The 13,737-nt window shown below is 62.5% G+C and carries 12 protein-coding genes; 7 read left to right on the top strand and 5 right to left on the bottom strand.

All coding sequences use genetic code 11. From position 1 onward, the window contains the following. Positions 1 to 17 precede the first annotated feature (17 nt). On the bottom strand, positions 18 to 575 hold the full coding sequence (locus tag QE379_RS00125; RefSeq protein WP_306996691.1) for an acyltransferase: 558 nt from the start codon (positions 573 to 575) through the stop codon (positions 18 to 20). 210 nt (positions 576 to 785) lie between these two features. Between QE379_RS00125 and QE379_RS00120 the strand changes: the two genes are divergently transcribed. The 5 genes from QE379_RS00120 to QE379_RS00100 are packed head-to-tail and all read left to right on the top strand — an operon-like array spanning position 786 to position 5,430. Further along, positions 786 to 1,028: an acyl carrier protein gene (locus QE379_RS00120; RefSeq protein WP_306996688.1), complete on the top strand. Its 243-nt coding sequence runs from the start codon at positions 786 to 788 to the stop codon at positions 1,026 to 1,028. After that, positions 1,021 to 1,779 carry an SDR family NAD(P)-dependent oxidoreductase gene (locus QE379_RS00115; protein ID WP_306996686.1) on the top strand — a complete coding sequence of 253 codons (759 nt, stop codon included), beginning with the start codon at positions 1,021 to 1,023 and terminating at the stop codon, positions 1,777 to 1,779. Before QE379_RS00120 ends, QE379_RS00115 begins: the two co-directional genes overlap by 8 nt. Continuing rightward, complete coding sequence (locus QE379_RS00110) at positions 1,776 to 3,143, top strand: AMP-binding protein (protein WP_306996684.1); 1,368 nt, start codon at positions 1,776 to 1,778, stop codon at positions 3,141 to 3,143. Before QE379_RS00115 ends, QE379_RS00110 begins: the two co-directional genes overlap by 4 nt. After that, positions 3,140 to 4,222 carry an acyl-protein synthetase gene (locus QE379_RS00105; RefSeq protein ID WP_306996682.1) on the top strand — a complete coding sequence of 361 codons (1,083 nt, stop codon included), beginning with the start codon at positions 3,140 to 3,142 and terminating at the stop codon, positions 4,220 to 4,222. Before QE379_RS00110 ends, QE379_RS00105 begins: the two co-directional genes overlap by 4 nt. After that, entirely contained in the window at positions 4,219 to 5,430 is a 1,212-nt protein-coding gene (locus tag QE379_RS00100) for an acyl-CoA reductase (protein ID WP_306996680.1), read from the top strand. Before QE379_RS00105 ends, QE379_RS00100 begins: the two co-directional genes overlap by 4 nt. 14 nt (positions 5,431 to 5,444) lie before the next feature. Here the strand turns inward: QE379_RS00100 and QE379_RS00095 are convergent, their stop codons facing one another. The 4 genes from QE379_RS00095 to QE379_RS00080 are packed head-to-tail and all read right to left on the bottom strand — an operon-like array spanning position 5,445 to position 10,089. Beyond that, a complete protein-coding gene (locus QE379_RS00095; RefSeq protein ID WP_306996677.1) occupies positions 5,445 to 6,812 on the bottom strand; it encodes a hypothetical protein in 1,368 nt (455 codons plus the stop codon). Next, positions 6,813 to 7,952, bottom strand: coding sequence for a non-hydrolyzing UDP-N-acetylglucosamine 2-epimerase (gene wecB / locus QE379_RS00090; protein WP_306996675.1), 1,140 nt, complete (start codon positions 7,950 to 7,952; stop codon positions 6,813 to 6,815). Next, the gene (locus QE379_RS00085; protein ID WP_306996673.1) at positions 7,949 to 9,064 is read right to left on the bottom strand and encodes an NAD-dependent epimerase/dehydratase family protein; all 1,116 of its coding nucleotides are present in this window, start codon (positions 9,062 to 9,064) and stop codon (positions 7,949 to 7,951) included. The genes wecB and QE379_RS00085 overlap by 4 nt, the downstream gene beginning before the upstream one ends. Beyond that, positions 9,061 to 10,089 (bottom strand): polysaccharide biosynthesis protein, encoded by a 1,029-nt coding sequence (locus QE379_RS00080; RefSeq protein ID WP_306996671.1) that lies wholly within the window; start codon positions 10,087 to 10,089, stop codon positions 9,061 to 9,063. The genes QE379_RS00085 and QE379_RS00080 overlap by 4 nt, the downstream gene beginning before the upstream one ends. Before the next feature lie 269 nt (positions 10,090 to 10,358). On the opposite strand from QE379_RS00080, the gene QE379_RS00075 reads away from it, so the two are divergent. After that, a complete protein-coding gene (locus QE379_RS00075; RefSeq protein ID WP_306996668.1) occupies positions 10,359 to 12,335 on the top strand; it encodes a nucleoside-diphosphate sugar epimerase/dehydratase in 1,977 nt (658 codons plus the stop codon). Beyond that, the gene (locus QE379_RS00070; RefSeq protein WP_306996666.1) at positions 12,332 to 13,594 is read left to right on the top strand and encodes an O-antigen ligase; all 1,263 of its coding nucleotides are present in this window, start codon (positions 12,332 to 12,334) and stop codon (positions 13,592 to 13,594) included. The genes QE379_RS00075 and QE379_RS00070 overlap by 4 nt, the downstream gene beginning before the upstream one ends. Positions 13,595 to 13,737: the final 143 nt, after the last annotated feature.

The raw sequence follows: 13,737 nt of genomic DNA, 5'->3' as shown, positions 1-13,737 counted from the left end.
TGATCGCATAGGTCCCTTCAGGACTCTGCCAGATAGGCCTGTTCCAGCTCGAGGAGTGTCTTCTGTCGCCGCCAGACCCGCTTGGCTGGATTGCCGGTGTAGATGGACCAGGGTTGGGTCGACTGGGTGACGACCGAGAGCGCGCCAACGGCACAGCCTTCCGCCAACTCGACGCCGGGGAAAATGAGCGATGACGTGCCGATGATGCAGTGACGACCGATTCGCACCGCCTTCTTGGTTTCCTTCTTGTAGCGATCTGGAACGGTGGCGTTCGTCATCGTGGTGCCGCTGTAATCGTCGCTCTGTGCGAAGACATGGCAGCCATAGGCTAGCCCCGAAAAATCCTCGAACGTGATCCCCGGTTCGCCGCCTGCCACATTGCAGCCGAGCGCGATATGAACGTTGCGCCCCATCGTCACGCGCCCCGACACGCAGCAGAAGTCGTCTATGCGCGAGAAGTCACCAATCTCCATTTCTTCTGCGCCATAGATGCTGGCCCGGTCACTAATCATCACATCGCGGCCGACATGACGAAAGCCCATCGCCTCAACATCCGCGCGCTTCAGATAACCCATCTTTTTTCTCCCGACGTGCAGGGAAGGAGCGGGTACGACGTGGTGGCGTCCGGGTCCATGGCCTAAAAGCATGGACTGGATGCCTTGTCGGTGGTCGGACAGTCATGTATCCGGCGACGTCACTCCGCGCCTGCCGTCAGATCGTGGGAGTCCCGACCTTGCCGCGTGCCGGTGGCGGGAAGGGGTGGCGGCGTGTGTGATGAAACACTGATGGACGGAAAGACAGCCGTGGAAGAGAAGATCAATCAAGCGTTCAAGGATGCGATCGGCATCGATCCGGCCAAGAGCGATGTGCCGCTTGCCTATAACGAGACGCCTGGCTGGGATTCGGTGGCGCATATGGCGCTCGTCGCCGGGCTGGAAACGCAGTTCGACTGCATGCTGGACATGGACGACGTGCTCGACATGAGCAGCTACGACAAGGTTGTCGAAATCATGGGCAAATATGCCTGACGTGATCGACCTGGGCGGACGTGTCGGCGTGGTGACCGGTGCGTCACGCGGTATCGGCGCTGCCGTTGCCGAGGCATTGGCGCGGTCTGGCATGAACCTCATTCTTGGCGGCCATCGCCATGCCGACACGCTGGAGACCTTCGGGCAGGAACTCGCCCGCGGCCATGGGGTGACCGTGTCTTGCCATGCCGGTGACATGGCCGACCCGGCGACGGCGACCGCATTGGCCAAGCTGGCATTTGCACAGCATCGCCGGCTCGACCTGTGGGTGAACAATGCCGGGGTGCTGGTCGATGGCCTGATCGGGATGATTCCCGATGCGGACGTGCAGAAGACGCTGGCCGTCAACCTGGCCGGGACGATTCACGGTATCCAGCAGGCGACGCGGCTGATGCAGCGCGGGCAGGGCGGATCGATCGTCAATCTCGCGTCGATCATGGGCCGCTTCGGCAATGCCGGATTGCTGGCCTATAGCGCGTCGAAGGCTGGCGTGATCGGTGCAACGCTGTCGGCGGCCAAGGAACTGGCACCGAAGAATATCCGGGTCAACGCCATCGCCCCCGGCTTCATCGATACCGACATGGCTCAAGGACTGTCCGACGAGAAGATGGCGCAGCGCCTGTCGTCGATCGGTATGGGGCGGATGGGCAGCGCTGCGGACGTGGCGAACGCCGTCCTGTTCCTGGCCTCCGACCTTTCGGGCTATGTGACGGGTCAGGTCATCGGCGTCGACGGAGCAATGGTCGTTTGACGACGGGCGATCTGCTCGTGTCGATCGCGGCGATCGACCCCGCACGGCCAGCCTTGCTGGACGACACGGCGAGCGAATGGCTCAGCTATGGCGCGTTGTGTGCACGCGCCGCCAATTGGGCGGCGCGGCTTTCCGGTGCCCGCGCGCTGATGTTTCTTTATGCGGCCAACGACATCGACACGGTCGCGGCACTGCTCGGCGGCATGGAAGCCGGACATGCCGTCGTGCTGTTCGATCCGTCCCTGCCGCGCGCCAGCCGTGACGCGCTGGAGGCGACCTATGCGCCGGAATGGGTCGTCGAAGACGGCCGTGCCGAGGATCGCCGTTCCGGTGCCGCCGCGAGCGACCTACATCCTGCACTGACGGTTCTGCTGTCGACCTCCGGCTCGACCGGCAGCCCCAAGCTGGTAAGACTGACGCGCAGCGCGATCACCGCGAATGCGACCGGAATTGCCGAGGTGCTCGACATACAAGGCGACGATGTCGCGGCCGGCTATCTGCCGCTGCATTATTCCTATGGGCTGTCGGTACTGACCAGCCATCTGGTTCGCGGGGCGCGGATCCGGCTGACGGCAGCCGGCCTGACCGACCGGGCGTTCTGGCCGGCGATGCGCACGGCGGGCGTGACACACATGCCGGGCGTCCCCTTTCATCATCAGGTCATGGCCAAGCTCGGGTTTGCGCGGCTGGGGTTGGATCGCCTGCGCACGCTGACGCAGGCAGGCGGCGCGATGGATGCGGAACTGCGCCGACGCTGCCACGATCACATGAGCGCAGTCGGCGGATGCTTCTATGTCCTCTACGGACAGACGGAGGCTGCACCGCGGATGACGACGCTCCAGCCCGCCGACTTCCTTGTCGCACCGACGTCGGCAGGGACGCCGCTGCCCGAATGCCGGTTGGAGATCATCGATGCCGACGCGCAGGGTGTCGGAGAGGTGGTCTTCCATGGCCCCAACGTCATGATGGGCTATGCCGAATGCCGGGCGGATCTCGTGCGCGGGGACGAACTTGGCGGCATGCTGCGGACCGGCGATGTGGGCTATATGGACGATGCGGGCCGCCTGCATCTGACCGGGCGCGTCAAGCGCTTCGGCAAGGTCTTTGGCCTGCGCGTCAACTTGGACGACGTGGAAATGGTCGCCAACACCGTCTGCGACAGCGCCGTCACGCAGGAAGGCGAGGCGCTGGTCGTTAGCTACGCCCATGATGGGGACGACGAGACGGTGAGACAGGCGATAGTCGGTCGACTGACCGATCGGTTCACCGTGACACTCGCGGGCTATCGCTTTCGGCGGCTGGCGGCGGTGCCACGGACCGCGCGCGGCAAAGTGGATTACAAGGCACTGGAGACCGCAACGTGATAGGTTCGCTGGCTGCGGCGCTGGACGCTCCGGCTTATTCCCTGACGCAGGCGCAGCGCGCGCCACTGTTGCTCGACGGTCTTAACGAACTGACTGCGCATCATTATGCATCCGGGTTGCCGTATCGACGTATTATCGATGGTGCCTGGGGCGGGCTGCGGTCGGCGGCCACGGTCGAGGACGTGCCCTATCTGCCGGTATCGCTGTTCAAGACGCAGCGCCTGCAATCGATCGACGATCAGGCGGTGCGCGTCACGCTGACGTCGAGCGGGACGACCGGGCAGGCGGTTAGCCGGATCGCGCTCGACACGGATACGTCGACGATCCAGCAAAAGGCGCTCGCCAATTCACTTGCCCATGTTCTGGGCAAGCGCCGGTTGCCGATGCTTGTCATCGATACCGATATGGTGTTCAGGGATCCGCGCCGGATGAGTGCTCGCGGTGCTGGGGTGCTCGGTCTGATGCGCTATGGTCGCAATCACGCCTTTGCGCTCGACCCGGATCTTGAGCCGGATGTCGAGGCGGTACGCGCCTTTCTGGCGGAACATGGCGGTCAACCGTTCTTTATGTTCGGCTTTACCTTCATGGTGTGGATGCATTTCCACGATCGCTTCCGCGATAGCGGGATCGATCTCTCGAACGGCATCCTGATTCATTCGGGCGGCTGGAAGAAGATGGTCGAACGGTCGGTCGACAATGCGACCTTCCGTCATGCGTTCAAAGAAGCGTTCGGCCTTACGCGCATCTACAATTTCTACGGAATGGTCGAACAGATCGGATCGATCTTTCTGGAAGGTCCTGACGGCTTGCTGTTTCCGCCCAACTTCGCCGACGTCATCATCCGCGATCCGCAGAGCTGGCAGCCGCTGCCCGCCGGGCAATCCGGCGTGATCCAATTGTTGTCGCTGCTGCCGCATTCCTATCCGGGGCACAGCGTTCTGACCGAGGACATGGGTGTCGTCGAACGGGTCGATCCCGGTGTCGACGGATGGAATGGCCGGGGGGTGCGAGTGCTGGGCCGGGTAGCGAAGGCCGAGTTGCGCGGGTGCAGCGACGTGATTGCGGCGGCTTCAGCATGACCTGCATTTGGAGTCCGGCGCGCGCCGACGTGACGGACGATGCACTGCTGCGCCTCGTCACCGATATGGAATATCAGGGTCAGACACCGTGCGACCCCGCCGCGCTGGCGCTGCTCGGCAGCCTGTCTCAGCGCATCCTGCAGGATCCGGTATCGCGGCGGATGCCGCAATATGTCGCATTGGCCTATTGGCTTCGCCCAGCGGCGATATCCCGGCTGGTCGCGGCGCTGCCGGTGCCGCCAGCCGATCTCGTACCGGTGCCGCGCGGGGTGGCGCTTCACCTTCCCCCGACCAATGTCGACACCATCTTCGTCTATAGCTGGGCGATGTCGGTGCTGGCCGGGAACGCCAATGTCGTGCGGCTCGGCACGACACTGTCGGACGAGACCGAATGGCTGGTGCGGACGGTCATGTCGACGGTCGAGGCGCATGGGCAATCGGCGCGACAGCTGTTCTGCCATTATCCCTATGGCGGGGAAACCGAGCGGACATTGTCATCGCTCTGTGACCTGCGCATGATCTGGGGCGGCGATCACAAGGTCGCCACGGTATCGGTCGTCCCCATACGACTGGACGGCCTTTCGATCGGTTTTCCCGATCGAAAGTCGCTCGCGATCATTTCGAGCACTGCCTATCGCGCCGCCTCGGACGCGGAGCGCGACGCGCTGGCGGTACGGTTTTTCAACGACGTCTTCTGGTTCGATCAAATGGGCTGCGGATCACCGCGGCTGATCGTCTGGCTGGACGAACCGCGCGATCTTGCCGACGATCTGTATCGTCGGTTGGGAGCGGTCATCGCCGAGCGGCGCTATCGTGTCGAAACCGGGGTCGCGATCGGCAAGCTGGCACTGTCCGCCGATTTGCTGGCCGAGGGAATCGCGACGCGCCATCAAGCCTATTCGAATGAACTGCACGTCAACCGTGTCGAGGATCCGGTCGCAGCGCTGCGGCGTGGCCATGGCGGCGGCTTCTTGGCCGATTGGGTCGCCACGGACATGAGGGACGTCGCGGGCCTGATCTCCCGTCCTGTCCAGACGCTGACCCATTTCGGTCTTGGAGAGGATGAAACCGGTCGCCTCGCCCGGCTGATTGCCGGGCGAGGCGGTTATCGCATCGTGCCGATCGGCCAGGCGCTGCAATTCGATACGACCTGGGACGGTATCGACTTGATGGGGCATATGACCCGGAGCATCCTGATCCGGCGTTGACCCGCATTCGCGGATCAGCCTTGGCAGAGCACCGCGTTCCAAGTCCCCGGCGTGCCAGCGCGTGTGCAGACCCACGACGCGGGCTTGCCCGGTTGCGGGGCAACGTTGAACACGACGCTGCCCCGCGCCCATTGCTTGCGGTCGAAGGCGTCCGGCGCCTCCTGTGGTGACGCCGGACCAAAGGTAAGGACAGGCGCGTCACCCTTGGCACCATACCGGCCTGCGAAGGCGATTTCCGATTGGTGCGGATCGATCGTGATCGCACGTTCGAACCAGGTGATGTGTTGCGCCAGCCCGTCGGAGAAGGTCGCCCGACCGACCGGCGCGTTGCGTATGCCACGCGGATCGTAACCGCGATAAAGCTGACCGGCCGCGACATCGCCGTTCATGTCGATCAGGGCTGAGGTGCCCGCCGTATCGTGAAGGTTACCGTTGCAGAAATTTCCGCCCGCACGTACCGGCAATGCGGTCGATCGCCCCCAAATGATGCCGAACCGCCCCGCCGCCAGCGCGGCGGTCGACAGCTGTATGCCATTGCCCTGTACGCGCAGACCCTTGTGCGGGGCGGTGCCAGCGTCAAGACGGATGTCGCCGCCCGTGTTGCTCTCAAGATAATTGTCGCTGACGGTCGTCGCTAGGCAGGTACCCAGTACGATCGCGCGCCCCCCGATCCCCTCGATCAGATTGCCATCGATAGAACAGCGGTTAAGCGCGGGATCGTTGTCGCCATCGATGACGAAACCATCGGTCGCGAACTCGATGATATTGTGCGTGAACAGGCAGTCGAAAGCCATCGGCGCACTGACCACGGCCCCCGCGCCACCGCGGATGATCGCACCGATCATTCGTACGGATTGCAGATAGTCCTTCGCGCGGATCACCCAGTCGATGTTGCGGAACTGGGTGCCTGGTGCGATCACTAGTCGGCGCAGGCGATCGCCGTCCAGCATCGTCGTTCCCTTGCCGGGGCTGCTCTCGAACGCCGGGCCATCGATGACGAGGTCGTAGAATGGCCCACGCGACGCCGTGATCGCGACTCCGCGCCGTTCGCTGCGTAGCGTTCCCGGCCCGCTCAGGACCAGCCGGCGCGGGTCGGTGCCGTCATTCCCGCGCAGGTCGAGTTGCGAAAAGCGGAAGTCCCCGACCGGGATGAAGACATCCCGCCCATCGCGCAAGGCCGCCGCGACCGCTTTCTGGATCGCATCGGCATTGTCGGGGCGATCGGGGTCCGCGCCGAATTCGGTGATCGGTATCCCCGCGCGCGCCGGACCACCGGGGGCGGGGGATGCCGATGAATCCTCGGCCGCACGGACGGCGGCATGGGTGCCCACGCCAGCCAGTGCCGACGATCCGGCGAGCAGGAGATCGCGACGACTGGTCACCTAGGCGTCAAACTGCTTCCAGACGACACGACGCACATAGTCCGTGTAGCTCATGATGATCCGCAACACCTTGTCCGAGACATTGGGCTTCGCATAATCTGCAGGCAGCCGCAGCAGGCGATCGTCCCCGCGCGGCTGGTCGGCGAGGATCTGCAGGCCCTGCAGAATCCGGTTGCGCTGAACGCCGACCATCATGACGCTGGCCTCCTCCATCGCTTCGGGCCGCTCGTGCGCCTCGCGGATGTTGAGCGCCGGAAAGTTGAGGATCGACGATTCCTCGCTGATCGTGCCGCTGTCCGACAAGGTGACGCGCGCGTGCAGTTGCAGGGCGTTATAGTCGATGAACCCGAAAGGCTTCATCGTCACCACGCCAGGGTGGAAGGTGACACCGGTGGCGTCGATGCGCTTGCGCGTGCGCGGATGTGTGCTGATCAGGACGGGATGATCGGGATACGTCTCGGCGATCGCGTTGAGGCTGTCTGCAAGCGCGTGCAGGTTGCGGTCGGAATCGACATTCTCCTCGCGATGCGCGCTGACGAGGAAATAGCCGCCCTTGCGGAAGCCAAGCCGCTCCAGCACATCCGACGTCTCGATCGCGGCACGATGATGTGCCAGTACTTCAAACATCGGGCTGCCGGTTGTTATGACCCGGTCCGCTGGCAGTCCTTCGGCCAGCAGATAGTTGCGCGCGATCGTCGAATAGGGCAGGTTCACATCAGCGGTGTGATCGACGATGCGGCGGTTGATCTCCTCGGGTACGCGATCGTCGAAGCAGCGGTTGCCGGCTTCCATATGGAATACCGGAACCCGGCGTCGCCGCGCCGGGATCACCGCCAGACAGCTGTTGGTATCGCCCAGCACCAGGACCGCATCCGGTCGCTCCGCTGCGATCAGTGCATCCGCCTTGGCGATGATCGCGCCGATCGTTTCCGCCGCTGAACCACCGGCCGCATCCAGGAAATGATCCGGCGACCGGATACCCAGATCGTCGAAGAAAATCTGGTTCAACTCGTAATCGTAATTCTGTCCTGTATGGACGATCACGTGATCGGTATATTGGTCCAGCCGCGCCATCACGCGCGACAGACGGATGATCTCCGGTCGCGTGCCGACGATCGTCATGACTTTCAGGCGGGTCATGCACTCACCGCCGCGGCGATCGTATCCGGCTTCTGGCGATCGAAGATCTCGTTCGCCCACAACAGCGATATCATCAGTTCGTCTCCGATGTTTGTCACGTCATGCGCCCAGCCCGGTACGGTCTCGACGATCCGCAGGTCATCGCCGCTGGTATCCAGTTCGTGGAACTCGCCGGTAATCATATGCCGGAAGCGGAAGCGGGCGCGACCGTGGACGATCAGGAATTTCTCGGTCTTCGTATGGTGGTAGTGCCCGCCGCGCGTGACACCCGGATGTGCGTTGAAAACGGAAAACTGCCCGGAGTCGATTGTTTTCAGCATCTCGGCAAACGCACCACGCGGATCGCTGTGGGTGGTGATCGGATAGCTGAAGCTTTCCGGCGGCAGGTGAGAGACATAAGTAGCGTACAGGGCACGCTCCAGTCCGGTGCCGACGTGACCGATGATGCCGGTTTCGCGCATCGCGGCAAAACCGCGGATCGTATCGGCGACCGCGCCGACTGTCGTGTCATAGGCCGGGGCGACTTGATGCTGCCCGGCGGGGGGGACGTCGGACAGAATCGTCAGGAACGCCGTGACGACATCGTCGACATATACCAGACTGAGCCGTGCGGCGGGATCATGAACCTCGATCGGGATGCCACGCGCCGTCCGGTGACAAAAGGTGGCGATGGCGGAATTATAGTCGGGGCGTGCCCATTTGCCGAATATGTTGGGCAGGCGGAAAATATATACCGGCGCCCCGATGCGCGCGCCCAGGGTCGCCAGCGCCTGTTCGCCGGCGAGCTTGCTGCGGCCGTAATCCGTATCCTCGCCCGCCCGGCTGGACGATGCGACGATAACCGGAAGCGCCCGTCCGCCCGAGACGATCGAATCGGCCAAGGCCACGCTCGCATCGCGATTGACGGCCATGAACTCGGCCGTATCGCGCGGGCGGTTTGCGCCGGCCAGATGGATGACGGCATCGGCCTGGGCAATGCCGTCCGCCAGATCCGCTGGCGTAGAGGCGCGCGTGATGGCGATCGCGCGCTTGCCAAGTTCGGTCAGGCGTAATGTCAGGTTGCGCCCGATGAACCCTTCGGCACCGGTAACCAGAATGGTGTGCATCGTCATTGTGGCTCCGGCCTGCCAGCCAGCACGTTCTTCATATAGTCGAGGTTGCGCAGGATCTGCACCATTTCGTCATGGTCGAGACGCGTGGTATTGTGCGAATTGAAATCGCGATGTTCCGACACGGCCTGGTCGCCATCCTCGACATAGGCGGCATAGTTGAGATCGCGATTATCGGGGGCGATCCGGTAATAGCCGCCGCGGTCTTCCGCGACCGCCATCTCTTCGCGGCTCAGCAACGCCTCGTACAGTTTCTCGCCATGTCGCGTTCCGATCACCCGCGTGGGATGATCGGCATGCCCCATCACGTCCAGAACCGCCTTGGCCAGTCCGCCGACCGTGATCGCCGGCGCCTTCTGAACGAACAGGTCGCCATTGCTGCCATGTTCAAACGCATAGAGGACCAGGTCCACGGCCTCCTCCAGCGTCATGACGAAACGGGTCATGCCGGGATCGGTCAAGGTGATCGGCTTTCCGGCGCGGATCTGCTCGACGAACAAAGGGATGACCGATCCGCGCGACGCCAGCACGTTGCCGTAGCGCGTGACGGTGATCACCGTCGACGTTCCCAGCGCCAGTCGCGATTTGGCGATCGTCACCTTCTCCATCATCGCCTTGGAAATGCCCATGGCATTGATCGGATAGACCGCCTTGTCGGTAGACAGGCAGACGACCCGCGAGACGCCGGCCGAGATCGCCGCCTCCAGCAGGTTATCAGTGCCGACGACATTCGTCTTGACCGCTTCCATCGGGTAGAATTCGCAAGATGGAACCTGCTTGAGCGCTGCGGCATGAAATATATAATCGACTCCTTGCACCGCATTCGAAATCGATCGGAAATCCCGGACATCTCCGAGATAATATTTCAGGCGTGGATCCCTGTAATGAAGGCGCTGATCCTCCTGCTTCTTTTCGTCTCTGCTAAAAATCCGAATTTCGCGAAAAGGAGCATTCAGCAATCGACGAAGAACGGTCGAACCGAACGAACCGGTTCCACCAGTAATGAGCAGGACCTTGTCTTGAAACATCTATGATCTGCTTTTTGTTGTTTTTTCATCCGAATTGGGATGATGCCGGAAGGGTACGCCCGTTTAGATGGGCTGCGTGCGACGATCAAGGGCGATCAGCAGCCCGCTAACTCAGCAAGGCTGTGGATGACGCCTGCTGGACATGGCAGGGAAAACGCCGTAGAGTGGGCTGCAGAATAACGCAACTGGCGCGCCTGTTGCGACATCTTCCGTTTATCCGGAGTTTGCCTCTTGCCGTAAGGCGGTGAGCCGAATTTGCAGCTCAATGGATGTCCTTCTTGAAGACGCATAGTATCGCCACGCCATTGTTGGCTCTGCCGCCGACATCCAAGCGATTGATCCTGATTGGTGTCGATGCGGCATTGTGCGCGCTGGCCGTGTGGCTGGCGCTCTATCTGCGGCTGGGTGAATGGGTGTCGTTGACCGGACGGCCTAGCATCGCCGTCGTATTATCGCTCACGCTTGCGCTGCCGATCTTCTGGATTCTGGGCGTATATCGGGCGGTGTTGCGTCATCTGAGCACGCAGACGCTGATAACCTGTGCGGTCGCCTGCATGGCCTATGGGCTGACTTATTCGGCGATCATTACCGCTTATGCCTTTGATGATATTCCGCGTACCGTTGGCATCATCCAGCCGCTGCTGTTGTTCCTGGGCGTGACCTTCTCGCGCTCGCTTGCCGGGCTGTTATTGAGTGGCCGACTGACCGGATCGCGCAACCGACAGCGCGATGCGGCCATGGCCCTGATTTACGGGGCCGGTTCGTCGGGGCAGCAACTGGCCATGGCTATGGCCGACAGCCGGGAAATGCGGATCGTCGGCTTCCTCGATGACGATCAATCGCTCCATGGCCGGCGCTTGCGCGGACTGCCGGTGATGGACCCCGCGGAACTGGCAGATGCGATCAATCGCTGGCAGATCACGGACATCCTACTGGCGCTGCCGTCGGTATCGCGCGGCCGTCGCAACGAAGTCATCGCCGCGCTTCGCCGTTTTCCGATCAGCATCCGGACACTGCCCGGATTGATGGACCTTGCTCACGGCAAGGTCCATGCCAGCGACCTGCGCGAACTGACGATCGAGGACCTGCTCGCGCGCGAGGCGGTCGATCCCGACGAAGCACTCGTCGCCTCGACACTGCGCGGCCGCACGATCCTCGTGACGGGGGCAGGCGGATCGATCGGCAGCGAATTGTGCCGACAGATCATGCGCGGCCTGCCTGCACGCCTGTTGCTGTTCGAGGCAAACGAGTTCGCGCTTTACAACATCCATCGCGAACTGGAGCCACACGCGTCCGACAACGGGATCGAGCTGGTACCGCTACTCGGGTCGGTGGTCGATCGGGCGCGGGTCGCGACGGTCTTCGAGACCTGGACGCCGTACATGGTCTTCCATGCCGCTGCCTACAAACATGTCCCGCTCGTCGAACACAATGTGCTGGAAGGATTGCGCAACAACGTCATCGGGACACGTGTCGTCACCGAGGCGGCGGTGCGGTGCGGAGTGCATCACTTCGTGCTGGTCAGTACTGACAAGGCGGTCCGCCCGACCAACATCATGGGCGCAACGAAGCGCTGGGCGGAACAGATCCTGCAGGGATTGCAGGCCAGCGGCGCATCAACCTGCTTCTCGATGGTCCGTTTCGGAAACGTACTGGGATCGAGTGGCTCGGTCGTGCCGCTGTTCCGGGAACAGGTGCGCAATGGCGGTCCGCTGACGATCACGCATCGTGACATCACCCGCTTCTTCATGACGATCCCCGAAGCGGCGCAGCTCGTCATCCAGGCCGGTGCGATGGCGCGGGGCGGTGAGGTGTTCGTCCTGGACATGGGCGAGCCGGTGCGGATTATCGACCTGGCCCGCAACGTCATCGAACTGTCGGGATTTACCGTGCGCGACGAGGATAATCCGCACGGCGATATCGAGATCAAGGTGGTTGGTATGCGTCCCGGCGAGAAACTTTACGAGGAACTGCTGATCGGGAATGATCCGGTCGCAAGCGCGCATCCCCGAATTCTGATGGCCAGCGAGCCGTTCGAGGCTTGGGAGCGATTGCGCGCGCATCTCGACCGGCTCGAAGAACTGATCGCGGCCAATGACGTGGTGGCAACCAAGGCGCTGCTCGGCCAGGTCGTGCCGGAATTCGCATCGGTATCGGATATTGTCGACTGGACTCATCTCGCGGCAACGCTGCGCCGGTCGAATGCTTTGCCACAGCATACCAGTTTAGCGGGTGTTCTGTCATGACGACTTCGCCTTTGTCCCGGATAAGACAATGGTGCCGTGACGAGCAGATGCTCAGCATTCTGCTGATGGGTGGTCTGCTGTTGGTGTCATGCGTGGCGGGCGGCGCATCGCGCGCGAACCAGCCAGGCCAATTGGCGGTTCGCGTCGCGGCGATCATCGTGCTGATGATCCTGTGCTTTACGCGCCGGACCTGGACGGTCAGCGATGTCAGGATGCCGCTCGTGATTGTCGGAGGGGCGGCGCTTGTTGCCCTCTACCAGCTTGTTCCACTTCCGCCCTCGATGTGGCAGGCTCTGCCAGGTCGTGAACCATTCGTCGCTGCGATGGCGGCGGGCGATCAGCCGTGGCGACCGATTAACCTGACCCCCGATGCTGGGTGGAACGCCTTGCTTTCGCTGATCGTACCGCTGGCGATGATCGCAATCCTGGCGATACTGACCCAAGCCCGCGCTATGGCTGTCGTCCGGCTACTTTTGGCGATCGTGATTGTGGCCGCACTGCTCGGCTCGTTGCAACTCAGCGGCGCCACCTTCGACAATCCGTTCATCAATGAAACAGTCGGCGAGGCGGCGGGTATCTTCGCCAATCGCAATCACCAGGCTTTGCTGCTGGCCTGCGGTCTGCCCCTGTTGGGCCTATGGGCCTTTCGTCAGCGGGGGCGGCGGGAGCGCGAACGCATGGCTGCGGCGCTGGCGCTGGCGGTCTGGTTTCTGTTCCTTATCCTATTGACCGGATCGCGGGCCGGATTGATCTTGGCAATGGCCGGATTGCTGGCGATGGGATGTCTAGCCTTTCCCCGATTGCGTCGCCTGCGGCCAAGGTGGGTATTGCCAGCCGTGGCCGGTGCGGGGCTGCTGGCGGTTGGCGCGATCGTTTTGATTGGGATGAGCAGTGGACGGGCACTGTCGCTCCAACGGCTGTTTGCCAGTGCCGACGATCACGATATTCGCTCCACGGCGTTGCCGCTTCTGCGCAATATGGCGATACACTATTTCCCCTTCGGTTCAGGCATGGGGTCCTTCGATCCCATGTTCCGCATTGTCGAACCTCGTTCGTTGCTCGCCCCGACCTATTTCAATCATGCACATAACGACGCCCTGGAAATCGCGATCGAGGGCGGACTCCCCGCGATCATGCTGCTTGTGTTGGTCATCTTCTGCTGGGGCCGCCTGGCGATTACCGCGTGGCGTGATTTGAACGGCGGGCCGGGCACGGCCCTTTTCGGGATGGGCGATACTATCGCTGATCTTGGCGTCTAGCCTTGTCGATTATCCGATGCGAACACCGACGACGATGATGATGGCGGTGATCGCGATATGGTTGGCCCGGGGTTCCGGTCGGAGGCCAAGCCGCCGCGAGGCCGCTTTACCGTCCTGATGGTTCACCTTATAGGCTCCCTTAT

Source organism: Sphingomonas sp. SORGH_AS_0879, from assembly GCF_030819175.1.
In the GTDB taxonomy this organism is placed as follows: domain Bacteria; phylum Pseudomonadota; class Alphaproteobacteria; order Sphingomonadales; family Sphingomonadaceae; genus Sphingomonas.
Note: the sequence above shows the minus strand (reverse complement) of the source record. Positions and strands in the feature narration are given on the sequence as shown.

Bases quoted from the DNA above. Each gene is read 5' to 3' on its own strand.
- QE379_RS00125 (WP_306996691.1), bottom strand. From the start codon at position 575: ATGGGTTATCTGAAGCGCGCGGATGTTGAGGCGATGGGCTTTCGTCAT.
- QE379_RS00120 (WP_306996688.1), top strand. From the start codon at position 786: ATGGACGGAAAGACAGCCGTGGAAGAGAAGATCAATCAAGCGTTCAAG.
- QE379_RS00115 (WP_306996686.1), top strand. From the start codon at position 1,021: ATGCCTGACGTGATCGACCTGGGCGGACGTGTCGGCGTGGTGACCGGT.
- QE379_RS00100 (WP_306996680.1), top strand. From the start codon at position 4,219: ATGACCTGCATTTGGAGTCCGGCGCGCGCCGACGTGACGGACGATGCA.
- wecB (WP_306996675.1), bottom strand. From the start codon at position 7,952: ATGACCCGCCTGAAAGTCATGACGATCGTCGGCACGCGACCGGAGATC.
- QE379_RS00085 (WP_306996673.1), bottom strand. From the start codon at position 9,064: ATGACGATGCACACCATTCTGGTTACCGGTGCCGAAGGGTTCATCGGG.
- QE379_RS00080 (WP_306996671.1), bottom strand. From the start codon at position 10,089: ATGTTTCAAGACAAGGTCCTGCTCATTACTGGTGGAACCGGTTCGTTC.
- QE379_RS00075 (WP_306996668.1), top strand. From the start codon at position 10,359: ATGTCCTTCTTGAAGACGCATAGTATCGCCACGCCATTGTTGGCTCTG.
- QE379_RS00070 (WP_306996666.1), top strand. From the start codon at position 12,332: ATGACGACTTCGCCTTTGTCCCGGATAAGACAATGGTGCCGTGACGAG.